General features: G+C 52.3%; 15 protein-coding genes. 9 read left to right on the top strand and 6 right to left on the bottom strand.

Going from position 1 to position 23,891, the window contains the following annotated elements:
• Positions 1-68: 68 nt before the first annotated feature.
• On the bottom strand, positions 69-2,423 hold the full coding sequence (locus BLQ88_RS13525) for an ABC transporter permease (protein WP_090150552.1): 2,355 nt from the start codon (positions 2,421-2,423) through the stop codon (positions 69-71).
• A 256-nt stretch (positions 2,424-2,679) separates the two neighbouring features.
• Between BLQ88_RS13525 and BLQ88_RS13520 the strand changes: the two genes are divergently transcribed.
• From BLQ88_RS13520 to BLQ88_RS13495, 5 genes are all read left to right on the top strand, one after another.
• Positions 2,680-5,082 carry an ABC transporter permease gene (locus tag BLQ88_RS13520; RefSeq protein WP_090150549.1) on the top strand — a complete coding sequence of 801 codons (2,403 nt, stop codon included), beginning with the start codon at positions 2,680-2,682 and terminating at the stop codon, positions 5,080-5,082.
• A gap of 454 nt (positions 5,083-5,536) precedes the next feature.
• A complete protein-coding gene (locus tag BLQ88_RS13510) occupies positions 5,537-8,578 on the top strand; it encodes a SusC/RagA family TonB-linked outer membrane protein (RefSeq protein WP_218132910.1) in 3,042 nt (1,013 codons plus the stop codon).
• Between the two features lie 24 nt (positions 8,579-8,602).
• Positions 8,603-10,285 (top strand): RagB/SusD family nutrient uptake outer membrane protein, encoded by a 1,683-nt coding sequence (locus BLQ88_RS13505; RefSeq protein ID WP_090150543.1) that lies wholly within the window; start codon positions 8,603-8,605, stop codon positions 10,283-10,285.
• Positions 10,286-10,573: 288 nt separating this feature from the next.
• A complete protein-coding gene (locus BLQ88_RS13500; RefSeq protein WP_143016844.1) occupies positions 10,574-11,533 on the top strand; it encodes a zeta toxin family protein in 960 nt (319 codons plus the stop codon).
• Complete coding sequence (locus tag BLQ88_RS13495) at positions 11,530-11,847, top strand: hypothetical protein (protein ID WP_090150538.1); 318 nt, start codon at positions 11,530-11,532, stop codon at positions 11,845-11,847. Before BLQ88_RS13500 ends, BLQ88_RS13495 begins: the two co-directional genes overlap by 4 nt.
• Before the next feature lie 26 nt (positions 11,848-11,873).
• Here the strand turns inward: BLQ88_RS13495 and BLQ88_RS13490 are convergent, their stop codons facing one another.
• Positions 11,874-12,086 carry a helix-turn-helix domain-containing protein gene (locus BLQ88_RS13490; RefSeq protein WP_090150534.1) on the bottom strand — a complete coding sequence of 71 codons (213 nt, stop codon included), beginning with the start codon at positions 12,084-12,086 and terminating at the stop codon, positions 11,874-11,876.
• Positions 12,087-12,089: 3 nt separating this feature from the next.
• Positions 12,090-12,641: a DUF2975 domain-containing protein gene (locus BLQ88_RS13485; RefSeq protein WP_090150532.1), complete on the bottom strand. Its 552-nt coding sequence runs from the start codon at positions 12,639-12,641 to the stop codon at positions 12,090-12,092.
• Between the two features lie 215 nt (positions 12,642-12,856).
• On the opposite strand from BLQ88_RS13485, the gene BLQ88_RS13480 reads away from it, so the two are divergent.
• A complete protein-coding gene (locus BLQ88_RS13480; RefSeq protein ID WP_090150530.1) occupies positions 12,857-13,420 on the top strand; it encodes a glycosyl-4,4'-diaponeurosporenoate acyltransferase CrtO family protein in 564 nt (187 codons plus the stop codon).
• Between the two features lie 39 nt (positions 13,421-13,459).
• Here BLQ88_RS13480 and BLQ88_RS13475 read toward each other — a convergent pair whose 3' ends face one another.
• A complete protein-coding gene (locus tag BLQ88_RS13475; RefSeq protein ID WP_090150526.1) occupies positions 13,460-16,072 on the bottom strand; it encodes an ABC transporter permease in 2,613 nt (870 codons plus the stop codon).
• The gene (locus BLQ88_RS13470; RefSeq protein WP_090150523.1) at positions 16,069-16,407 is read right to left on the bottom strand and encodes a PadR family transcriptional regulator; all 339 of its coding nucleotides are present in this window, start codon (positions 16,405-16,407) and stop codon (positions 16,069-16,071) included. Before BLQ88_RS13470 ends, BLQ88_RS13475 begins: the two co-directional genes overlap by 4 nt.
• A 303-nt stretch (positions 16,408-16,710) precedes the next feature.
• Between BLQ88_RS13470 and BLQ88_RS13465 the strand changes: the two genes are divergently transcribed.
• Entirely contained in the window at positions 16,711-20,730 is a 4,020-nt protein-coding gene (locus BLQ88_RS13465; protein ID WP_090150706.1) for a hybrid sensor histidine kinase/response regulator transcription factor, read from the top strand.
• Between the two features lies 1 nt (position 20,731).
• On the opposite strand, the gene BLQ88_RS13460 is transcribed toward BLQ88_RS13465, so the two are convergent.
• Positions 20,732-21,349, bottom strand: coding sequence for a DUF3455 domain-containing protein (locus BLQ88_RS13460; protein WP_090150521.1), 618 nt, complete (start codon positions 21,347-21,349; stop codon positions 20,732-20,734).
• A gap of 232 nt (positions 21,350-21,581) precedes the next feature.
• Between BLQ88_RS13460 and BLQ88_RS13455 the strand changes: the two genes are divergently transcribed.
• Positions 21,582-22,880, top strand: coding sequence for a vanadium-dependent haloperoxidase (locus BLQ88_RS13455; protein WP_090150518.1), 1,299 nt, complete (start codon positions 21,582-21,584; stop codon positions 22,878-22,880).
• A gap of 164 nt (positions 22,881-23,044) precedes the next feature.
• Positions 23,045-23,857: a class I SAM-dependent methyltransferase gene (locus tag BLQ88_RS13450; protein ID WP_229212689.1), complete on the top strand. Its 813-nt coding sequence runs from the start codon at positions 23,045-23,047 to the stop codon at positions 23,855-23,857.
• Positions 23,858-23,891 lie beyond the last annotated feature (34 nt).

Below are 23,891 nucleotides of genomic sequence, written 5' to 3'. Positions count from 1 at the left end.
ATATAAATATATTTTAGTACTGAATATTTATTTTAATCCCTGATATGAATAAATGATACTGCTACCATTTATTCCGCTTTCATGGTTTTCGTCGGATTAACGGAGGCTACTTTAATACTTTGAAAACTGACCGTTAAAAGCGCTGTCACCAATGCAAGCAAACCTGCGAATGCGAAGAGCCAGCCGTTGATTTCGACGCGGTAAGCGAAATCATTTAACCATTGATCCATCAGAAACCAGGAAACGGGCGAGGCGATAAGGATTGCAATGAGTATTAATTTTACAAAATCCCTGGATAACAGCACCGTAATGTTCGTGATCGTAGCGCCAAGTACTTTGCGAATGCCTATTTCCTTGGTGCGCTGCTCGGTAACGAATGACGCGAGGCCAAATAATCCGAGGCACGAAATGATAATGGCCACGGCGGCAAAGAAGTTGAAAAGCTGGCCGGTGAGCTGCTCGGTCCGGTAGAGCTGGTCGTAAGCGGTGTCGATGAACGTGTAGGAAAAAGGATAATCGGGAAGGTATGCTTTCCAGCGCTTTTCGGTGGCCGCCAATGCAGCCGGCGCAAGTGCCGCTGTGGTGTGTACGTTTACCATATTGTGCGATTCGGGATTGCTGTACATTACCAACGGCCACATTTCCTCCCGGACCGACATCATATTGAAGTCCTTCACGACGCCGATAATGATCCCTTCACCGCCGTCGGCCTTGAAACGCTTGCCGATCGGGTCTTTGATGCCCGTTTGCCGGATGGCCGTTTCGTTGAGGATGAAATGCCGCTGGTCGGATTTATTGCCGTGGAAATTCCTGCCGGCGACGAGTTTGATGCGGAAATTCGGAATGAAATCCTTGTCCACACTCATTTGCGCCATTACCAGCGTTCGGTCTGCCGGCTTGCCGTCCCAATCGAAGGAAGCCGAGCCGGTTTGCACATTTACGGGCGTGTCGGTGGAAGTACTGATGCCGGTAATGCTGGCCTGGCCTGCCAGTGCCTGCTTGAATTGCTGCGTCAAATGGCGGCCGTCGAATGTATAGGTATGCTTGCGCTCGAACCCGGCGTCGCGCTCGCGGATGAAACGGAGCTGGCTGCCGATCACAAAAGTACCTGCTATGAGCGCCACCGCCAGCGCAAACTGCACCACCACGAGCGACTTGCGCAGCCGCGCCGCGCCCGCATGACCCGAGCGCGCACGCAATGCCTGAATAGGGTTGAAGCGCGAGACCATCAGGGCAGGGTAAATGCCCGCCATCAGAAAGCAAAAGCCCAATGTGCCCGCCAATACCTGCCATGCGGAAGGGTCGAGAAGTGAAAAATGGCCCGATTTGCCCGTGAAACTGGCATAATGCGGTAGCAATGCCTGCAAAAAAGCTACCGCCAGAATGAGCGAAAGCGATAAGGTAAGCACCGATTCCACCAGTAATTGGCTCGCAAGCTGTCCGGCCCCGGCCCCGACGACTTTGCGCACACCGATTTCCTTGTAACGACGTGTGGCCCGCGCGGTGGTGAGGTTTACATAATTAATGCAGCCGATACTCAGCAGCAGTACGGCTACGATACCGAGCATATTGACTTGCCTGGCAGCGGAATCGTCTCCTTCCAATGGGTGAAGATGCGCCTGAGTGAGCGGTTGCAGCAGATAGTCGGACTGGATCTTCTGGGCTACCGCTACGGCATGTGAGGCGGTGAGTTTCCGGTCGATGGTTTTCGCATTCGCGGTTTCTTTTAACCTGATGTAGGTTTCAATGCCGAAATCATCCCAATCTTCATCCATTAACTGGTGACCGCCCAGCTTCTGGTCGATGGTTTTACGGACATGCATACTAATGTATAAATCATTTTGCAGCGAAGCATTGTCCGGTGCATTCGCCAGCACGGCGCTGATCGTGAGATCGGTTTTCGTCTCGATGTTCCGGATCGTCCTGCCGATCACATCCGTTGTGCCGAAGAACTTTTCGGCTAGTTTTTCGCTGATCAATGCAGCATTCGGCGCGGGAAATGGCTTTTTGGGATCACCCTCGATCACCTTAAAGCCGGCGAAAACGGCCAGGAAATTGGTGTCCGCAAATGCGATGTGCTGTTTTTCGGTAAAAGTCTTCGAACCTACCCGAAAAGTCACGCCGGGAAACGGTCCGGTACGGGTTGCCGCCTCGATCTCAGGAATGCTTCTGGCGGCCAGCGCCACGGGCGTAGGTGTGGAGGTAAAGGTATTCTCGTCGTCGCCCTTGCCGAAATGCGAATGGACGAGGTAGGTACGGTCGGCATGGGGATGGAAGCGGTCGAAGCTCAGCTCGTCTTTCACCCACCAGAACAGCAGAATGCTGACGGAAAGCACAATAGCCAGTCCGCCGATATTGAGTGCCGAGTACCAGCCGCCCGCCCGCAGGTTGCGCAATGCAATTTTGAAGTAATTGAAAATCATGGCTTGAAAGGTTTAGCAGTTATTTTGCATTACCTGAATCAGGAGCATTGTGTGGCGTTTCAATGCTAATACCGGTGTCATTTTGAAACTCACAGGTGACAATACCGGACAGGAAACGTTCGGAATCGTACAGCGGACTTACGCAAACAGGCGCTCAGCGACTTGGAGCGCGGTTTTGAAGTAAATGGTATAATAATTGAATCTTTACCGCACCAGAAGCTTACCCGCGTGAAATACGCACTGACGACAGACTACTATGCTGCAAAACTATTTCAAGATAGCCTGGCGTAACCTGCGCAAGAACCAGGCTTACGCATTCATCAACATAACCGGCCTGGCGCTCGGTATCGGCTGTGCATTGCTGATTTTCGCACTCGTCCGCTTTCACTACCAGACCGACCGCTATCATCGGAATTACGACCGGATATATCAAATCACGTCCCGGTTTGCATCGGGTACGGACGAATTCAAGATCCAGGGTATCCCGTACCCGCTGGGCCAGGCCGTCCGCAACGATCACCCGGAACTGGAACACGTGGCCATGCTCGACGAATGGTATTCGCCGCTGATATCGGTTCTCGTTCCCAACCAGCCCGACAAAAAGATAAAGGATAAAAGCCACGAGGGCGCTTTCGTGGAACCGGCCTATTTCGACATTTTTGATTATACCTGGCTCGCCGGCGGCCCCGACGGCCTCGGCCAGCCGGGAACAGTGGTGATGAGCGAAGAAATGGCCCGCAAATGCTTCGGTACCATCGATAATGTAGTTGGCCGGACGGTGCGGCTCAATGCCCGCATTCCCGCCCGCGTAGTAGGGGTGTTTGCCGACTACCGCGAGGATACTGACCTCGCCTACTCGGTAATGGCTTCCTGGGGATCGCTGAAAGAGCAGCTGAATTCCCGCCCGGAAAGCGAACCTTTCGACAACACCAACGGCGGTACGCATTGTTACGTACTGTTCAACGACCGCTTCACCGCGGCGGATTGGAACCGGGAGATGCAATCGTTCGTGAAGAAATATAATCCCGGCAAAATCAAGGAAACCTCTTACCCGGCGATTCCATTCAGCACCATGCACTTGTCACCCGAGTATGGGGGCGTCAGCCAGGGTTTGTTACTGTCGCTGGTGCTGATCGGCCTGCTGCTGATCGGAACGGCGAGCATTAATTTCGTAAACCTCGCCACCGCGCAGGCGCTTACCCGTGCCCGCGAGGTAGGGGTAAGGAAGGTATTGGGCAGCACCCGTACGCAGCTGTTCTGGCAGTTTATGGGCGAAACGACGCTCATCGTGATGGCGGCTTCGGCCGTGGCGATCCTCATATTCCGGTATGGGCAGATGCTGGTGCATACTTATCTTCACGGGGCGTTCCGGTTTACATTTTACTTTTCGCCATCGGTAGTAGGCTGGCTGGGGCTGCTGCTGGCGCTGGTCATATTGCTGGCTGGTTTATACCCGGCATTGATCGTGGCGGGTTTCCGCCCGGTTGTAGCATTGGCAGGACGTCTTACCAGGCAGGATACAGGCGGTTTTTCGCTCAGGCGCGGCCTCGTCGTGACGCAGTTTGCGATATCCCAAATGCTGATAATAGGGCTGCTCGTGGTTGTGAACCAGCTCGACTATGTCAAGACGAAAGATTTAGGCTTCCGGAAAGATGCCATCCTGACCGTGGGCCTGCCCAACCTGCCCAGCCAGGACCGCGGTAAAATGCGGACATTCCGAAACCTGGCTTCCGCCATACCCGGCGTGGACAAGTTCAGCTATTCGATGAGCGGACCTCCGCAATCGGGCTGGACCAGCCAAACTACCATCCGCTTCGATAACCGCACCGAGGAGGAGCCCTATGACCCGCAACAGGCTTGGGTCGATGCCGATTACGTAGGCCTTTATGGTTTGAAAATAGTAGCAGGGCGGAATTTGCAACCTTCCGACACGCTACGAGAGGCGCTCATCAATGAGACATTCATGCACCGGCTCGGGTTTCGCGAACCCGCGGATGTGCTGGGTAAGGTGATGTACAAGGCGGGAATGCCCCTGGAAATCGTGGGTGTGTTAAAGGACTATAACCAGCTGGATCTCAGGCAGAGTATCAACCCGCTCTTCATGAGTACCTGGGCGAACGGCTTTTACTCGGCTAACATTCAGGTGCGGACTGCCGACTACGGCCGTGTGCTGAAACAGTTGGAGAAAGCATATAACCAGGTGTATGCCGATAGTTTTTTCGATCCGGAATTTGTGGATGACCAGATACAGGCTGCCTATCAGCAGGAGCAGACCATGGGCCGGCTGATCAATTTCTTTACCGCGATTGCATTGCTGATCGGCTGTATGGGCTTGTATGGGCTCGTGCTATTCATGGTAGTGCAGCGCACGAAGGAAGTGGGCGTCCGCAAGGTGCTTGGCGCCAGTGTGGGCAGCATACTATGGCTTTTTAGCAAGGAATTTGCCCAGCTGATCGCCATTGCATTTGTGTTTTCGGCACCCTTGGCGTGGTGGGCGATGGACAGTTGGCTGGCCAATTTCGAGTACAAAATTTCGCTCAGTCCCGTCATTTTTATACTGGCTTTTTTGGCGACGGTAGTGGTCGCGCTGCTAACCATGAGTTTCCAGGGAGTGAAAGCCGCGCTGATGAACCCTGTGAAATCGCTGCGCACCGAATAGCGACTTTCGGACAATTTCATACTGTCACGATCTGTGCCGCTCACCCATTTTCCGAGAAGGGTGAGCGGCTTTTTCATTCCTTTCGTATTAGATTAATCCAGTTCTCTGCTGGTTTAAATCCTACCGCTTCTGCATTAAAAGTACATTAAAGCCAATCAAAAAATCCAACAAAAAAATGGATCGAGTCAATTCTGGCTACGTTCCCGACATCGTTTGCGTAAAAAAATATCGCTAAAATCTTGCCGATCTCTTCCCCATAACTAACCTTCCGTTTACTAGTGCAACGGAACGCGGATAATTCAATCAAACTAATTCTTTGATTTTTCCTATTTCGCCCGTCTTTAAATAATCTCAGTTTTTCCCGTAAAGCTCCATCTCTCCGCAGCATGGAAACGCCCAAGTCGGGCTTGGATTTTCGCATTAATAAATAGAACAATATAAACCGTGATGATGTATGTTTAGAAAACTACAAAGTGCATCGGCCCTCGGGCTGCTGCTCATGTATGGAACCCTACCGATTGGTAATCAGAACGTTTATGCCGGAAGCTTCATCGCTCCCCCGGGAAATGCGGTTGCCTCTTTGAATGCAAAGGGCAGGCCGGATGCAGTGATCGATATTTCCGGAAAAGTGACGGGTGAAAATGGTGAGGACCTGCCGGGTGTGAGCATTTTGCTGAAAGGAACGACCACCGGGGCCACGACGGATATCAATGGCCAGTACAAACTGTCGATCCCGGCGGGTAATGCGACGCTCGTCTTTTCATATGTGGGTTATGTGAGCCAGGAAATCGAGGTGAGCAACCGTTCGGTAATCGATGTGAAGCTTTTGCCGGATACCAAAGCATTGGAGGAAGTGGTGGTAGTGGGTTACGGAACGATGAAGAAAAGCGATGTTACCGGCGCGATTACCTCGGTGAAAGCGAAGGACATCACGGCTATTCCTACCACCAATGCGCTGCGGTCTTTGCAAGGAAAAGTTTCGGGGATCGATATTACCCAAAGCTCCGGGCAGCCGGGTGCGGATATTAACATTGTTTTACGCGGAAACCGGTCGTTAAAGGCTGATAATAAGCCGCTTGTGCTCGTGGACGGGATTCCTTACGGCTCCTTTATCGATATTAACCCGACCGACATTGCATCGATCGAAGTGTTGAAAGATGTCGCTTCGACGGCCATTTACGGAACCCGCGGCGCGAACGGGGTGATCATCATCACCACCAAAAAAGGCTCGGCGGGCAAGTCGACGTTGTCGTTCAACTCTTATGTTTCGATTAACAAAAAGGCATTGTATCCCCGCATGATGAACGGCGAGGAGTATGCGCAGCAGAAACGCGAGGCGTACCGGACCACCAACGGCGACGTTTACCGGAAAGACGAAGATATTTTCCAGGTTACCGAGTTGCAATACATTAAGGATAAGCAATTTGAGGACTGGCAGAGCTACATTTTCCACACGGGGCTGATGCAGAACTACGAAATCAACCTTACCGGCGGGAACGAAAAGACGCAGTTTTCAACGTCTTTTGGTTACCAGAAGGACAAGGGCCTGTTGCTAAATGACGTCTACCGCAGGCTGAACGGCAAGATCGGCGTCGATCACCGGTTGAACGACCGTTTCCGCGTGGGGCTGAGCGCCATTTATTCCTACAAAAACCAGGACAAGCGGGATAATCCGCTGAATATGGCCAACAAGATCCTGCCGATCGCGAAGGCATTCAACGACGACGGGTCGCTGATCCTGAACCCGGCTCCGGGTTACAGCGCACAGTTTACGCCGCTGGCCGACGAGCAACCGGGCGTTTTTGAAAACAATATCGTCGACAAACGCCTGTTTTCTTCCGCCTATATCGACGTAAAACTTACCAAGGAGCTCTTTTTGAAATCGACTATCGGTTTGGATTTCAGGGACTTCCGTCGCGGGTATTACAAAGGCTACAATACCATCGCGAATGCCGGCCGCAATTCCACTTCGGGTGTGGAGATGAACAATTATTTCAATTACACCTGGGAGAATACCTTGAATTACAACAAAAGCATTGGCAATCATCAGATCCAGGGGCTGTTGGGTACGAGTTCGCTGGGGACGCGTTTGGAAGAATATACGGCTTCCGGGAATAACCAGGCGTCGCCCATCACTTCCTACCATGACCTGAATTCCAACACCATTTCCAGGGCCATCGGCAGCCGGCTGCGGGAAACGAAAATCGCCTCGTTTTTCGGACGTGTCAACTACAAGCTGAGCAACAAATACGTGTTCCAGGCTTCGCTTCGCGCGGATGGTTCTTCGGTGCTGGCGGCGGGTAACAAATGGGGGTATTTTCCGTCGGTTTCCGGTGCGTGGCGGTTGATCGAGGAGCCTTTCTTGCAGGATAGCAAGGTGCTGAACGACCTGAAATTGCGCGTCAGTTGGGGTAAATCGGGCAACTCGGCCATTGATCCTTATGCTACGAAAGGCGGTTTGGGGCTGTCGGCCTACGCTTTCGGTACTACCGCCGCATTCGGTTACTGGCCCAGCATTATCCCCAACCCCAAGCTGACCTGGGAAACCACCGGAACCTGGAATGCGGGGATCGATTTCGGGTTTTTGGGAAACAAGATCTCGGGTACCATCGATCTTTACCGTTCCAGAACGAAGGATTTGCTCCTGCCGAGCTTGCTGCCGACGCACACCGGTTATGCCGAGATCCTCGAAAACATCGGCCAGGTCGAAAACAAGGGCGTAGAGCTGGCGATCACTTCCCAGAATATCAGCGGCAAGGCATTCAACTGGTCGACCGACTGGACATTTACTTTGAATCGTGAAAAAATCCTCGCATTGAACAACGGCGTCACGCGTAACGAAGCCAATCGCTGGTTTGTAGGCGAGCCGACGAAAGTATTTTTCGATTACAAGAAGATCGGTATCTGGCAGTTAGGCGAAGAAGACGCCGCGACGAATTTTGGCAAAAACAAGCCCGGCGATGTGAAGGTGGCGGATATGAACGGCAATGGCGTCGTCGATCCGGGCGATCGGACTACTTTCTCAGAAGTACCGAAGTTCTCTTTCGGGGTTAATAACCATTTCGAATACAAAAACTTCGATCTGAGCGTGTTCGTCTACGGGCGGATCGGGCATTTTATCAATTACGAATACAATGCCGGGGCTTACAAGCCGAGTGCTTTGGAAAACTCGTCCAACGTAGATTACTGGACGCCGGAAAACCCGACCAATGCATTCCCAAGGCCAAACAGCTCTTATTCGACGACCAATTACCTGTACCAATCGACGCTGGGTTATGTGAAAGCCTCATTTGTGAAAATCAGGGACGTTTCATTGGGTTATAATATTCCTACCGCATTGACCAAAAAGATCGGAGTCGGTCGTGTGCGGGTGTACGGGACGCTGCAAAACTACTTCACTTTCAGCAAGATCAAGGATTACGATCCGGAGCGCGGCGGCGACTTGTCGTTCCCGCTCGTGAAGCAGATGATTTTTGGTGTAAACATTGATTTTTGATCAGATATTAAAACAGACATTCCAATGAAAATCAAAATAACGGCCCTGATGATGGCTATTTCGCTGGCTGGGCTGACCTCCTGCGAGGACTATCTCTCCGAAACCAATAAAAGCGGGTTGGCCGAAGACCCGTTCCTTAAAACCGAACTCGGCATAACCGCCGCCGTAAATGCTTCGTATTCGGGCACGCGGTTGTGGTATGGCAAAGAGTTTCCCAGCGCATTTGCCGAAACGGGGACAGACCTTTTCCTGCGCGGCGGCGATAACAAGGCCAACCAGATATCGGATTACACCGTCGATTTGAATGGTGCACAAACGAATTTGAAGGATTATTGGGCACATTTGTACAAAGCGCTCAACACCTGCAACACGGCCTTGAAGCTGTTTCCTTCGCCGGTGATCAGTGAGGCGTTGAACAAGCAGTATGAAGGGGAAGTGCGGTTTTTGAGGGCGCATTATCTTTGGCTGATCACCGAAACCTGGGGCGACGTGGTACTTTCCACCGAACCGACCGCCGGCGCGGTAACCACCGCCAAGCGATCGGGCGTGGAGGATTTTTACAAAGTAATTTTCTCGGATCTCGACGTTGCTATTGCCAATCTCGCATCCGGGAAATCCACCAATGGACGCATTACGCAGGATGTGGCGAAGGCATTCAAAGCGAGAATGTCGCTCACCCGCGCGAGCACGACGAACAATGCGGAGATGTACGCACAAGCGGCTACGCTGGCGAAGGAACTGATTGCGTCCGGCCGGTATGCACTGTTTTCGGACTTCAAATCGCTCTGGGACATGAAGAATGCCGAGGGTGGCACGAATTCGGAAGTGGTATATTATGTCAATTACACCAACGACGACACCATGAACGGCGATTACGACCCGGCCGCCGGAAAGGGTAATAACAGCCATTTGCATTACATTATGGTGTACGACAAGCAACCGGGCATGGAGCGTTCCGTAGCTTACGGCCGTCCTTACCAGCGCTATGTGCCCACTTTGCATTTGCTGGATTTGTTCAATGAAAAGGTCGACCAGCGTTACGACGGCACTTTCCAGACCGTATGGAAGGCCAATATGGCGAACCTGAAACCCGGCACCGTGAATGGCTATCCGCAAATGGCCCTCGGCGACACGTCGATGTTGTTCCTGAAAACGTCGGCCACGCCTGCGCAGACCGCGCGGGCTGCCGGCCGCTACAAAATTTTCGACCGTAACACGATGTACAAGGAAGACGGCACGCTGCTGCTGCGGTCGCAATTCATTCAAATGAGCAAATTCATGGACCCGACGCGCCTCACGGCCAACCAGGAATGGAGCTCGCGCGACGGCTTTGTGATCCGCATCGCGGAAATGTACCTCATCGCCGCCGAAGCGCTGATGAAGACCAACCCGACCGAAGCATTGCAATTCCTGAACGACCTGCGTAAAAAACGCGCATTCCCGGGCAAGGAAGCAGCCATGGAGATAGCCGCCAAAGACCTGAGCATCGATTTCATCCTCGACGAGCGCGCCCGCGAACTCGCCGGCGAACTCTTCCGCTGGTACGACCTGAAACGCACGGGAAAACTGGTCAGCTACGTGCAGAAACACAACATGGACGCGAAAGCCAACATCAAAGAAACGCACATGCTCCGCCCAATCCCGCAAGTGCAGCTGGACGCGATTACTAATAAGGAAGAGTTCAAACAGAATCCGGGGTATAACTAAGGCTTTTTGAGTTTCCGGATTTCGTTTTGATGAAGAATGCAATGCCCGACTGCGGATTGGATCGCGGTTGGGCATTGGTTTTTTGCCGGGAAGGGAGCACATTCATTCCTATCCGGCCATACATTTTTCTGACTGCTGAGGCACGCGATGAAAGGAGGCGTGTTCCGATAAATAATCCACGATCCCCTATAAAACAATGGTTAAGCTTTTGTGCCCGTTCTTTTACATTTTCGCCATCAATGCAATTTGGATTACGCTCCAAATCGTCCTTTCGAACTCCTCCACGCAATGCTCATGGGATTATTTAGAAGACCGCTTAATACTTCCTATCTGGTTGAACGCCTGCTTACGAACGCATTGAATTTGCCCGATTACCAAACTGATATCGGGCCTGAAATCGTGCGCCGCATCCTTGCAGCCGAGCGGGGCATTGCCCGATATGAAGATTACGAACAAACCCTTGATAGCGATAGGCTTAGGGCGCGAAAATTCAAGACGGAAAAGCAACGGGTCGCATTACGCAATCAAATCGTGCATGAGTTGGTTACCTATCCCAAGCCCGCAGACGACGAAGAAATGCAGCTGGGCGTCGGTGGTGCATTGCCGCATACCGGAGTCGTTAGTTCCGGCGAAGCTTTTCTTATTATCGGATTACCGGCGGCCGGAAAGTCGACATTATCCAATAAACTTTCTGAGGATTTTGGCGCCGTTGTGCTTGATTCCGACTATGCTAAGCGCAAGTTGCCGGAGTTTCGGAGGGCAAACTATTGTGGCGCAAGTATCGTTAACAAAGAGTCCAGCAGGATCATTTGGGGCTTTCCGGGCACTGATTTTCAGGATTTGTCGGCAATTTGCTTTCAGAACCGTTACAATATAGTTTCTCCCCGCATCGGAAATGCGCCTAAACAGGTACTGGCAACGTTACGGTTGTTGCGGGCAGCGGGTTATCAAAGAGTCCATCTGGTGTTGATCTCAATTGGAAAAGGCGAGGCGACCATCAGGGCGTTGAAACGCTTCTATCAAACTGGCAGGTACGTGCCAACCAGCTTGATTCTAGATGAATTTGGAAATGACCCGTCTTATTGTTACTATTACTTACGGAGCAAATTTGCTGATGCGTTTGATAGTTTAGGTGCATTGATTGCTGTGAACGGGGGCTATCAGTGTCTTGATTACATCGAAAGGCCGGACGTCAGATCCCCGGCAGCGGACTACAAATTTATTGATATAACACATTTATTGCCATGAGCAAGAATAAAGGAGCAGAGACGAAACCCACAATGGCATTAAAACCTATTGATGCCGGTACAGCAGGCCGACTGGCTGTTCGCAGGTCAGTTGATCCGGGAATCGGGGTGTACGTTGTTGATGACCTGAAAATGAGCTCTCCGCTCACGCACAAGTTACCTGTGAGAAAAGTTGCTATCAAAGGAAAACAGATGGATGATTCCGTAAAATCGGTTGACAATTACTCCCGCTTTATCGATCATATTATCGAGTCTCAAAAGGACGAGAGCGATTTAATCGAGTGGTCCCTTTCCAGGTTTGCCAACGCCGAATAGGCCGGATTCCATTACCGCCTACTATCTCACTCCAAATCCCCCCGATACTCCAATATATCCCCCGGCTGACAATCGAGTGCTTTGCAGATGGCTTCGAGGGTCGTGAAGCGGATGGCTTTGGCTTTGCCGGTTTTCAGGATCGAAAGGTTGGAAAGGGTAATGTCGACGCGCTCGGAGAGTTCGTTCAGCGATATTTTTCGTTTGGCCATCATCACATCCAGATTTACGATAATTGCCATGGATTAAATGGTTAGGTCGTTTTCGGCCTGGATTTCGATGCCCCTGCGGAAAATCTGGGCTATCACAAAGAGTATGATCGCCATAAAAATCCAGACATCGGCCCCGCCGAGGTTCAGTTGTTCGATGTCGGGCATTTTGATGCCCTGGGCCACGTACCGCGCCGCGTACCGGGCGCCCATCGAGGAAAACAGGCCGATCAGGAATGTCAGATAACACAGCCCCAATACAAAACCCCTCGTTACCCGGCTGAACGGCTGGGCCATATTTACGCTTTTAGTGAGCAGGAAATGGATGATCAGGTAAAACATGCCTGCCTTGCAAAGCGACACGATGCCTGAAATGAGGACGATCACGAAGAAATACTGCGGGTCGTGCCTGCGCAGGTCCGAGAGGTCAACTTCCTGCCAGAGCAGGTCCACCACGGCGGGCTTGACAATGACAAACACCGCATTGGTTAGGAATGCACCGGCCTGGATGGAAAGCCCGACGAAGATGATCCATGAAAACAAAAGCACTATCCGAAGGATTTGTTTGGTAGAGATTTCAATGAGCATATCTCGTGAGCGGTTAAGTGACGAGTAAAGTTAATTTGTTTTTATTGATAAACAATAAATATGAGTTGATAAACAAAATATGAAAATTGCTTTTGTAACCATTCCTGTGCATCCGGATCGAAAAGCTGTTGTGTCCCCCGGTTAATACTGCGATTATTGCTAGCTTTGGCCTGCGCTGCGCCTCAGCCCGAAATACCTGAAACAGATCGTCCCTTATGCTGCTGAAATGGATCAAAATATTGCTGATAGTCTGCCTTGCACCGGTGACTATGGGCCTGATGATTCTTTACCTCGATATTACGTCCGCATCATTTAGCATTGCGTTCAACTTTGCGCTGATGTTCTGGTTCGCGATCGTCGATGCGCAGTTCAAACCGTCGCTGAACTCGTCCTACTTCGATACTTTGCCTTTCGAAAAGGATGGGAAATTCTACCGGATGCTTGGGGTGGAGTGGTACCAGGCTGTCCTGGTCAAAAGTGGGTGGGAGAAACTGCGGCAAAAGCAGACGCCCGTCCGGAAAAGTCTTCATGATATTCGGGCGTACGAGCGTGCGACGCGCGTTACGGAAATGGGGCATCTCGTGGTAGGAGCCATCGTTTTGGTATTGACCACCTACGTTTTAATCGCATACTCGATCAGGGACGCGCTTTGGCTGATATTTACCAATCTCTTTCTGAATATCTACCCGGTATTATTGCAACGATACATCCGCCCGAGGTTCAGGCGGATGATCGAAAGATTTGAGAAAGCCGCGGTTAGCAGCAATGCTGTTTCGTAGTTACGCCGTTTTTCGCATTGACGACACAAGGTTGGCCTATTATTCAGACCGCAGGCTCTTCACGGGGTTCGTCCAGGCGGCTTTGATACTTTGGAAACTCACCGTCAATATGGCGATCAGCGCAGTAACCAATGCGGCAAGCGCGAACATCCATAGTTCCATGTCGATTTTATAGGCAAAGTTTTGAAGCCAGTCGTTCATCAGGTACCAGGCGAACGGGCAAGCGATGATAACGGCGACCAATATCAGTTTCAGGAATTCGCCCAATAGCAACAATACTATACCGCTGGCGGAAGCACCCAGCACCTTTCGTACCCCGATTTCCTTGGTCCGCCGCTCGGTGGTGAAACTGGCCAATGCAAACAATCCCAGCCCGGCAATGCAAAGCGCCATGATCGTCAGCCCGGAAACGACCTGCTGAAAGAGCTCGTCGGAACGGTGCAGGGCGGCAAAATTTTCATCCAGGAAGAAATAGGTAAACGGGCGTTGCGGGACAAGTGCCTGCCATTTTTGTTCGATCTGCGCGAGTGCTTCCTTCATATCGTTCCCTTTTACCTTGATAAAAAGGTTGCTCAGGTTGCGCTGGCCGACTACGAATGCAAAAGGTTTGATGGAATTGTGAAGGGACGTGAAGTGAAAATCTTTGACCACACCCACCACCGTGCGGTAATCGCCCATCTGGTCGGTGTCGATGACGGCGCCTAATGGCTGGTGCAGGTCGAGCTGCCGGGCCGCGGTTTCATTAATCATCATCGAAGCATTCGAATCGGAGGGGAAACTGGCTGAAAACAAGCGCCCTTGCTTGACGCGTACATCCAGCGTTTCCAGAAAATCGTTGTCGACGAACATATAGTTGACGATCACCGCCCGATCGGAACCTTTTTTGACCATCCCGTTCGTTGCATTGGATTCCCCGAACACACCCGACGACGCACCTACCTTCACCACCTGCTTCAAGCCCAGCAGTTCGCCCCGGAGCGCATCCAGGTTTTTCAGGCCGGCGATGTTGGGTAATGCGATGATCTGCTCTTTGTCGAATCCCAGGGGTGTTGTTTTCAGGAAATGGATTTGCCTCGTTACCACAATGGCGCCTACCATCAAAAGTACCGACGCCCAGAACTGGAACGTTACCAGCCCCTGACGCAACCATGAGAAACGGGCACCCGGTATTTTGAGGCTTTTTAATACCAGCGCAGGCTCAAAAGACGATAAAAACAGGGCCGGATACACGCCCGCCAACATCCCGATGATCGTCGCGACCGCCAGGGCCGCCAGGCAATTTTGCATTCCGGGAACATCCCAGACTACGAAGTCTTTTCCGACCAGATTATTAAAATAGGGTAGCAAAATGGCAGCCAGTCCGATCGCCAGCATGCCCGCCAGAACCGATACTACCATTGATTCGCCCAAAAATTGTACAATCAAAGACCGCCTGAATGCCCCCGCCACCTTGCGTACGCCCACCTCCCGTGCGCGCTGCGAGGAACGCGCGGTGGCGAGGTTCACGTAATTGATCCCCGCGATAACCAGGATAAACAAACCGATAAATGAAAGGATCCGTACGTAAGAAACGTCGCTGTTCTGGCCGAGCTCCCATTTGAGTTTGGAATGGAGGTGAATGTCGGTCAATGCCTGGACGTAGAAGATATTCAAGTCTTTCGGCTGGTATTTCCGCACCAGTTGGCTGAGTTTATCCGAAAGCCCTGCCGCATTGGCGTTGGGTTTCAGCTTCGCGTAAGTGTAAAAAGTATGCGAGCCCCAGTCGGTATCGGGGTTCATATCTATCCGGCGCAGCGGAATGAGGAAATCGAAATGGAAATGGGAGTTGCCCGGAACGTCTTTCAGCACACCGGTTATCGTGTAGTCCCCGCCGTCGATGCGCAGGTTCAGCCGTTTCCCGACTGGGTTTTCGGCGCCGAAATACTTCCGCGCCATCGTCTCCGTCAGCACCACCGACTTGGCCGACTGGAATGCGGATTGTTTGTTCCCGATCACGAAGGGAAATGTAAATACGTCGAAAAAGCTGCTGTCTACACGGTATACGCCTTCTTCGTAAAACTGCGCGTCCGGCTGGCGGATCAGGAATTGCTGGTTCCAGTTGGGGAAAATCCTCGTGACGGCTTCGATTTCCGGGAGATCCTTCCGTAATGCGGCCGCGAGTGCAGAAGGCGTCGTCGCATCCGGCGTACGGCTGCCGTCGGTGGTCACAAAGTCCTTCACCACGCGGTAAATCCTTTCCGGATCGCGGTGGAATTTGTCATAACTGAGCTCGTCGCGGACCCAAAAGCCGATCAGCAAAGTGCAGAACAAACTGAGCCCGAGGCCGCCGACATTAATAAAACTGTACAGCTTATGGCGGAGCAGGTTCCTGAAAGCGATTTTGAAATAGTTGCGTATCATACCAGGGACGATGAATGGAGTGGATGGATAGATTGACTTACTTCGTTTGATATACCGTGGTTTCACAAAACTCAGCGCCTGCTGCCAGTACAGCCATTTGGCTCTCCGTTCGCCTGTACGCTTCACATTATACGCGTAGTCCTCATGCAGGTCACCCAGGATGGTTTCCAGCAAATGCGGCGCCAGGAGCCATTGGAGCAGCCGGTCGGCCAGGCGGGGCGGATTTGCCGGGTACTGGTTCGGAGTGCTCATAAACCAATCGCCGGCTTGAAAGCGTTGGCGAGTTTCGACCAAAAACTTTCCCTTATCTCCTGTATCTGCTGCAATGTACGCTCGCCATAGGCGGTAATGGTGTAAAGGCGTTTCCGGCGACCACCGCGTTCGGCAGTAGCACCGCCGACCTCGGATTTGACCATTCCTTTCTCCTCCAACCGCTGCAAAGCCGAATGCACCTGGTTCAGTTTGACGGCACGGCCCGTTTGCTCGATGATCTCGTGCATGAGCATTACGCCATATGCCTGCCCGTGCATGACCGCGACGCTGAGCAGTACTATTTCTTCAAACTCTCCTAAGTAAGTCCGGTTCATAATTTTTTATTATTCCAATATTTGCTGATCAAATAGTCTGCCAGCTTTTTTTTGAAGTGATTAATGCGTTGATATTCAATATGCTTATTTTGAATTGATCAATTATAATGTCCGATAATGAACAGCATTCGTTCGCTTATGCACCCGTTAACTAAGTTCCGCCGTTGACCGTTAGCTAATCCGTTGCAGCCGTTTGCAAAATGCAGTAGTTTCAACCTTTTTAATCATTTAAAAATCAGTACGCTGGGCACCGCACCGAACCTGAACCCGCAGGTTGGGGGGAATAGCCGGGTAATCAGTCACATGAAAAAACTGCTTCTGCTTTTTGCTCTGGCGATGGGCCTGCATGCGGCAGCGCAAAAGCCTGAGTCTCCGCTGGCCCGGATCTGGCAGCATAGCCTTCCTTTTATTACCAATTATTCTACCAACGAATACAAAGCTGCTTTTCAGAACTGGGCGCTTGTACAGGGGGAAAACGGCATTATTTACGCCGCCAACAATTCCGGCGTACTCGAATACGACGGCGTAGCATGGCAACTCATACCTACCACCCAGGGTAACCCCGTACGGTCGATGGCGAAAGATACCAAAGGCCGCATTTACGTGGGCGGATCGGGCGAAGTGGGTTATCTGGCGGCGAATGCTAAAAACCGGATGGTTTTTCATTCCCTGAAAAATAAACTCAGCCACGCCGACCGGAACTTCGGGAATGTCTGGTTCACATTCGCCGCCAACGGCTCGGTTTACTTCGTTTGCGACCTGCACATTCTCGAACTGGTAAATGGCCGGTTTAAGGTCTGGAAGAGTGATATCGGTGCGCTTGGGTTTGCCTGGCTTATTAACGGCACATTGTACGTGAGCGCCAGCGAGAAAGGATTGCTGAAAAAAGAGAAAGACGGCCTGAAACTCATCGAAGGAGGGGAGGCATTCAAGGGAATGGGCCTTACCGGGCTGCTGCCTTATGAGGGTGAAAAGTTGCTGGCGGTGGGCCTCAGCAAAGACTTTTTCATTTACGACGGTTCAAAACTGCAACCGTTCCTGAAAAACGGCCAGCGGGTGCGTATCAGCGACGCGGTATACCACGGCATCCGGTTGAGCAATGGGAGCTACGCCCTCGCTACCACCGGTTCGGGGCTTTATTTCATGGGCCACGACGGCACAATCCGTAACAATATCCGCCGTGGCGAGGGGCTTTCGAGCGATGCGGTGTATTCGGTTTTCGAAGATGCTGAAAAGGATTTGTGGCTCGCAACCGATAATGGGATCAGTCGGCTGGAAATCAATTCCCCGCTCCGGATACTAAACGAAAATCATGGCCTGGATGAAAATCCGATGGATATCGAGGTGTTTAACAACAAGCTTTTTACGACGAACAGCAAAGGACTTTTTGAACTGAATAACCTTCCATCCGAGGGTTTGCCGAAACCGTATTTTAAGAAAATCGAAGGCGTAGATAACCTTACCATGCATTGCCAGGTGTATGGTAATGAATTGATTGTATCGAACTACGACGGCGTTTTCAGGCTGGATCAGCTTGGGGGCAAAGCGCAGATCGCCAAGGAGAATGTGGTGCGCGTGGAGGAATCGCGGCCCGCGCAAATGCCTTCACAACTTTTGGTAGGTCTGGAAGGCAACGGGCTTACCGAGCTGCTTTTTTCGGATGGAAAATGGGTGCAGGGAAGTCGGCGCGAGGATCTGGGTTTTTATTCGGAAAGCTTCGCACGCGCCGCCGATGGTACTATTTTTCTCAATAGCCGCAGAAACGGTATCTACGAAATGGCCTGGCAAACGCCGGGACCGGCTCACACGCTACGCGACACATTCAAACTGCTGCATCACGGACCCGAAAATGGGCTCTCGTCGAACAAGATCCGCTGGCTCGAAAGGGTAGGAGGTGCCGTTTATGCGTCTACGGACGAGGCAATGCACCGGTTCAACCCTGCAACGCGGCGGTTTGAAATAGATTCGCTGCTCACTGCCGGAGTAGCGCCGTATAAAGGCGGATGGATCAACGAAATCGTCGCCGGCCGGGACGGAACGATGTGGTTTACCTTGTACCACAATTACCAAAGCCATGTTTTTGAATATGGAAACAACCGTTTGCGGAAGCTACCCGTTTCGGGAAGGCTCTCGGACGCGCTTATTTCCAAAGTCCACGATAACGGGGACGGGTTCATGCTTTTCGGGTCGAACAAATGGATCGCCCTTTTTGACCGAAACCTGAAAACCGGTGCAGGCAGGCCATTCAAAACGCTTATCCGCCGGATTTCGCTCGATCAGGATTCGCTGGTCGGTTTCCGGGGCGGGTCGCCGGAAATGGATTACGGGCACCGGCTGCGGTTCCAGTTTGCATTGCCGAGCTACGACCTTTCCAGCAAAAACCAGTTCCAATACTTCCTGGAAGGCTTTCATGACGAATGGTCGGCGTGGTCGGGTGAATCGTTCGTGGACTTTACCAACCTGCCGGAGGGAAATTACGTGTTCCGCGTACGCGGACGGGACGTATATGGGCATGCGGGAGGCGAGGACAGGCTGACATTTACCATTCTCCCGCCCTGGTACCGTACCTGGTGGGCATTTGCGATATATGCATTGCTGCTGGGCGGAATGGCGGTAATGCTCGTGCGCCGGCGCGAGCGAAAACTGCAAATGGAAAACCTGGCTCTGGAAAATACGGTACGCGAGCGCACGGAGAAAATCATGCTGCAAACCGAAGAACTGAAAGAAATGGACCGCATGAAGTCGCGTTTTTTTGCCAACATATCACACGAATTCCGCACGCCGCTCACGCTCATTCTCGCACCACTGGAAGAAGAACTGAGCAAAAAGCCGCCCGCCGAGCAGGATAAGCTGTTGATTATGAAACGATATGCTAACCGGCTTTTGGAACTGGTGAATCAGCTGCTCAACCTGTCGAAGCTGGAAGCGGGGAAAATGGAACTGCAAGTACAAAAGGGCGAATTGCGCCAGTTTCTGAGCGTACTCTCCTTCTCGTTCGACTCGCTGGCGCAGCATAAGGAGATTGCCTTTGAAAAAATAGTCGATGTGCCCGAGGGCATTTACTGGTTCGATCCCGACAAGCTGGAAAAAGTGATCATCAACCTGCTTTCCAATGCATTCAAATTCACGCCGGCCGGTGGTTCGGTACAGTTTGCGGCCGGTTTGGAAGCGCAGGCGGGTAAGCCGGTCCTCCGCATTGCCGTGTCGGATACCGGGCGAGGCATTGCCCCCGAGGAGCAGAAACAGGTGTTCGAATCATTTTACCAGGCCCGGCAGACGGTCGAGAACCAGGATGGCGGCACGGGCCTCGGGCTGGCATTCGCGAAGGAACTCGTGAAGCTGCATAACGGGAATATCTCGCTCCAAAGCGAAGCAGGAAAGGGTTCGGTGTTCTCAGTGCGCGTGCCGGTCGGTAAGGAAGCGTTCAGTGCGGGGCAGATTGTCGAAACGGGTGCATATGTAATGCCCGCGACACAACCGGTATTGCCGTCACCCGAAGAGCCGAAAGAAAATGTGCGCAAAGCCCGCGAACGCAAAAGCAGCGGCGCCGCGCCAACAGAAACTGTATTGATCGTGGAGGATAATGCAGAGTTGCGGGAATACATGGCGTCGCTCCTCGAACACGACTACATCATATACAAGGCACCCGACGGTGCGGAAGCGCTCGCGTGCGCACGAAAAGTGTTGCCGAGCCTGATCATCAGTGATTTGATGATGCCTAAAATGGACGGTATCGAGCTGACGGCCAGCATTAAATCCGATGAACGCACGAGCCATATCCCGGTGATTTTGCTAACGGCGAAAAGCGGCCAGGAGTCGCGGATCGACGGGCTGAGAACCGGCGCGGACGATTACCTCACCAAACCTTTTTCAGTGGAAGAACTCACCGTCCGGGTTGCGAACCTGATCGACTTGCGCAAGAAGCTCGCCGGGCGCTACCGTGAGCGCATTCGCGTACAGGTGACGTCGGCGGAAGAAATGTCGCTGGACGACAAGTTTTTAATGAAAGCCAAAGAGATCGTCGAGGCGAATATGGAAGATGTGCTTTTCTCGGTAGAAAAAATGGCGGAGGAAATGAGCCTGAGCCGTACGCAACTGCTGCGGAAGCTGAAAGCGCTCACCGGCCTGGCCCCGAACGACTTTATCCGCGACCTGCGCTTGCAAAAAGCGGCGGAAATGATCCGTCAGAAGGCTGATACGATCACGCAGATTGGCTATGCGGTGGGATTCAATGATCAATCGTATTTCAGCAAAAGCTTCAAAAAAGAATTTGGGGCAACCCCCACGGAATATTCCGCGAGGGTTTCCCCAAAGGAAGTGTAAATCAGGGAATGCGCTTCACAAAACGGTAAATGGCCGTATAAGGCACATCCGCAGTGGCCGACAAATCGCTAGGGGCCACGGCCGGCATTCTTCCGCCGGTGGTGGCAATCCTGAAAATGTAACCTACACCCTGGAATATGCCGGTGGGTTCCTGCCCGGCTTTGCTGCTCAGTAACAGCCAGTCGATGGCGCCGGGATCTTTCGAAAACGTTTTGGCGGGGCTGAATGCCTGTCCCATGATCGTGTGGCCGGTGGCTGTCACTTTCCACGTCGGGCCGGCGAAATGGGTGCCTATCTTGGCATTGGTAACATCGTAAAGATCTGCTTCCGGTGCCACAAACACCCATTCATATTGGGTCGGCGTTGCGCCCGCCTTCACTTGCGCTTTGTATTTCTGCACGCCCGTGGCAAAATAGGTGGCCACGCGTTCGTAACCTTTCGGGTCGGGAGGCAATGCAAATGCTTCCGGCATCGTCAGGTTTTCGCTTGCCCGTATGTGGTCCGCGGGTGTCGTAACGGGTTGGGGATCGTCGTGATCGGTGCAGGCGTTGAAGAAGCCGAGCAGGATAACGGGCATCAGCGCGCGGCCGAATTGGCGGAGAAAGTTTCTGTTTTTCATAGCTTTTTGATAATGTAAATGATTTGGATAAGTGTGGTCGATTTAACCGGCTGCAAAAATAAATGGAGGCGGCCGGCCCGGATTGTAATCAGGATGCAAATCCAGGTAGTTATGCGCGGCGGTGCGCCCAGGGGCATTCAGGTGGCGCATAATTACCTGCATATGTTTCGTCATTACAAGTTTTGACCCCTCGAAAGCCCCCAATTTTGCAGCCTCAATAATCTATTATCACATGAAAAATTTAACATTATTCAAACGCGTCAGACAATCGGCAATCGGATTGCTTGGTTGTACCTTACTCACGGTCTCGTGTACGGATCACGACGGCCCGCAAGTTCCGGCCGAGCCGGCCAGCTCTCCGGAAGTAGTCACATCGTGGCTTACCATGCAGTTGAAAATCGCACAGGTAATGCCCGCATCGCCGCCGGTGCATGCCCGCAGGTGGGCTTACAGTGGTGTGGCATTGTGGGAATCTTTGCAGCCCGGTTTGCCGGGTACGCGGTCCATTGCGCCGCAGCTCAACGGCCTGCCGGCATTGCCCAAGCCGTCGCAATCGCTGAACTATTATTTCCCGGCCAGCGCCAATGCCGCGCTCGCTGCGATCAACCGGGTGATACATCCCGGCATTTCAGCCGCCACGCTGGCCCGCATCGATTCGCTGGAAGCCGCCAACCTGGCGAAGTACCAGCAAAGCCAGCAGCCGGATGTGCTCGCGAATTCCGTCGATTTCGGAAAGAAAATCGCAGCCGCAGTTTTTGAATGGTCCAAAACCGACGGTTACGACAACGCGACACCTTATACACCGCTCGTGGGAGCAGCCTACTGGAAACCGACGCCGCCCGCATTCGGGGCAGCCATTCTTTCCAACTGGGGCAAAGTGCGCACCATTGTCGCGAACAGCGATGCAGGAGCAGAACAAGGCGCACCGATCGCTTACTCGGAAGATAAGGCGTCGGCGTATTACAAGCAGGTGGAGGAGTTGTACAACATTTCGCAATCCCTCACGCAGGAGCAGCGTACCATCGCGACCTATTGGCCGGATAATTCGTGGCACAATGTGCTGAGCCAGGTGCTGGCGATGGAGAAACCGGGCCTGGCCGTTGCGGCGAAAGCATTCACGCAACTGGGAATAGCGATGTCCGAAGGGGCCATCAGCCTTTGCAAAGGGAAATACGTGTACCAGGGCGTGCGGCCGGTGACCTACATACGCACCGTCATGAACCATCCCGATTGGAACACGGTGATTCCTACACCGCCCCACCCGGAATATCCTTCGGGCCACTCGGTGATGTCGGCTGCTGCTGCGGAAGTGTTGACGGATATGCTCGGTGAAAACTACCATTACACCGACAGACCCTACAATCTCCCCGCTTTCGAGCCGCGACAGTTCAATTCATTCGAAGAAGCGGCGGCCGAGGCAGCGGTTTCAAGGGTATACGCCGGGATCCATTACCGCAAGACCTGCGAAGTGAGTTTGTTGCAGGGCAAAATCGTGGGACAGAACGTGATCAGCGCATTGAAATTCGAATAGTAAATCAATGTCCGGCCTATGCCGGTATAAGTTTAAATTTAGCCATGAAAACAATTGAATTAGTAACCTTGCTTCTCGCGCTCTTTCTTTCTGTAATGTATTATCAGGGAGTGGCTTAGCGAAAATTTAAATCCGTATCTATTAACTTTTAAATGAAAAATAAAATGAATGCAAACAAAGCACTTTGGGAAAAAGGGGATTTCACCCGTCTGGCAGAAACAATGCGCGAAAGCGGCACTGCATTAGTAGCAAAATTAGGTATCAAACAAGGTATGGACGTGCTCGACCTCGGCTGCGGCGATGGTACCACGGCGCTCCCTGCCGCAAGGCTCGGCGCAAATGTGCAGGGTGTTGATATCGCGAGAAACCTCGTGGAGGCAGGCAATGCACGGGTGAAGGCGGAGGGTCTCACCAACATAACATTCCGTGAAGGCGACGCCATCGATTTGAATGACATTGCCAACGAGTCTTTCGACCTGGTAGTAAGTATTTTCGGTGCGATGTTCGCGCCCCAGCCTTTCGATGTGGCAAAGGAAATGTTCCGTGTGACGCGTCCAGGCGGCAAGATCGTGATGGGTAACTGGATTCCCGGCGACCCGACGCTGGTTGCGCAAATCCTCCGGGTGAGCTCCGCGTACACACCGGCACCGCCGGAAGGTTTTGTAAGCCCGATGCTCTGGGGCGTGGAAAGTAATGTGACCGAACGCTTCGTAGCGGCAGGTGCGTCGAAGGAAAACATCTCGTTTGAAAGAGAGACCTTCACATTCCAGGCGCCTTTTTCGCCGGCGGTATTCCTCGATACGTTCAGAAAATACTACGGACCGACGATGAATGCATTTGAAGCAGCCGCGAAAAATGGCAAGGAAGCCGACCTGCACCGTGAGTTGGAGGCGTTGTTCGAAAGCCAGAACCAAAGCACCGACGAGAATGCGACGTCGATTCCCGCCACGTTCCTGAAAGTAACGGTTCGTCGCTAAAATAATAGCTTGAAAGCCAAAGGCCTGTACGCAT

Source organism: Dyadobacter soli (assembly GCF_900101885.1).
GTDB classification, from domain to species: Bacteria; Bacteroidota; Bacteroidia; order Cytophagales; family Spirosomataceae; genus Dyadobacter; species Dyadobacter soli.
The sequence above is the reverse complement of the archived record's forward strand: the minus strand, read 5'-3'. Positions and strand labels throughout refer to the sequence as shown.

Excerpts from the sequence above, each read along its gene's own strand:
- BLQ88_RS13525 (WP_090150552.1), bottom strand. The coding sequence starts at position 2,423 with ATGATTTTCAATTACTTCAAAATTGCATTGCGCAACCTGCGGGCGGGC.
- BLQ88_RS13520 (WP_090150549.1), top strand. The coding sequence starts at position 2,680 with ATGCTGCAAAACTATTTCAAGATAGCCTGGCGTAACCTGCGCAAGAAC.
- BLQ88_RS13510 (WP_218132910.1), top strand. The coding sequence starts at position 5,537 with ATGTTTAGAAAACTACAAAGTGCATCGGCCCTCGGGCTGCTGCTCATG.
- BLQ88_RS13505 (WP_090150543.1), top strand. The coding sequence starts at position 8,603 with ATGAAAATCAAAATAACGGCCCTGATGATGGCTATTTCGCTGGCTGGG.
- BLQ88_RS13500 (WP_143016844.1), top strand. The coding sequence starts at position 10,574 with ATGCTCATGGGATTATTTAGAAGACCGCTTAATACTTCCTATCTGGTT.
- BLQ88_RS13495 (WP_090150538.1), top strand. The coding sequence starts at position 11,530 with ATGAGCAAGAATAAAGGAGCAGAGACGAAACCCACAATGGCATTAAAA.
- BLQ88_RS13490 (WP_090150534.1), bottom strand. The coding sequence starts at position 12,086 with ATGGCAATTATCGTAAATCTGGATGTGATGATGGCCAAACGAAAAATA.
- BLQ88_RS13485 (WP_090150532.1), bottom strand. The coding sequence starts at position 12,641 with ATGCTCATTGAAATCTCTACCAAACAAATCCTTCGGATAGTGCTTTTG.
- BLQ88_RS13480 (WP_090150530.1), top strand. The coding sequence starts at position 12,857 with ATGCTGCTGAAATGGATCAAAATATTGCTGATAGTCTGCCTTGCACCG.
- BLQ88_RS13475 (WP_090150526.1), bottom strand. The coding sequence starts at position 16,072 with ATGAGCACTCCGAACCAGTACCCGGCAAATCCGCCCCGCCTGGCCGAC.
- BLQ88_RS13470 (WP_090150523.1), bottom strand. The coding sequence starts at position 16,407 with ATGAACCGGACTTACTTAGGAGAGTTTGAAGAAATAGTACTGCTCAGC.
- BLQ88_RS13465 (WP_090150706.1), top strand. The coding sequence starts at position 16,711 with ATGAAAAAACTGCTTCTGCTTTTTGCTCTGGCGATGGGCCTGCATGCG.
- BLQ88_RS13460 (WP_090150521.1), bottom strand. The coding sequence starts at position 21,349 with ATGAAAAACAGAAACTTTCTCCGCCAATTCGGCCGCGCGCTGATGCCC.
- BLQ88_RS13455 (WP_090150518.1), top strand. The coding sequence starts at position 21,582 with ATGAAAAATTTAACATTATTCAAACGCGTCAGACAATCGGCAATCGGA.
- BLQ88_RS13450 (WP_229212689.1), top strand. The coding sequence starts at position 23,045 with ATGAATGCAAACAAAGCACTTTGGGAAAAAGGGGATTTCACCCGTCTG.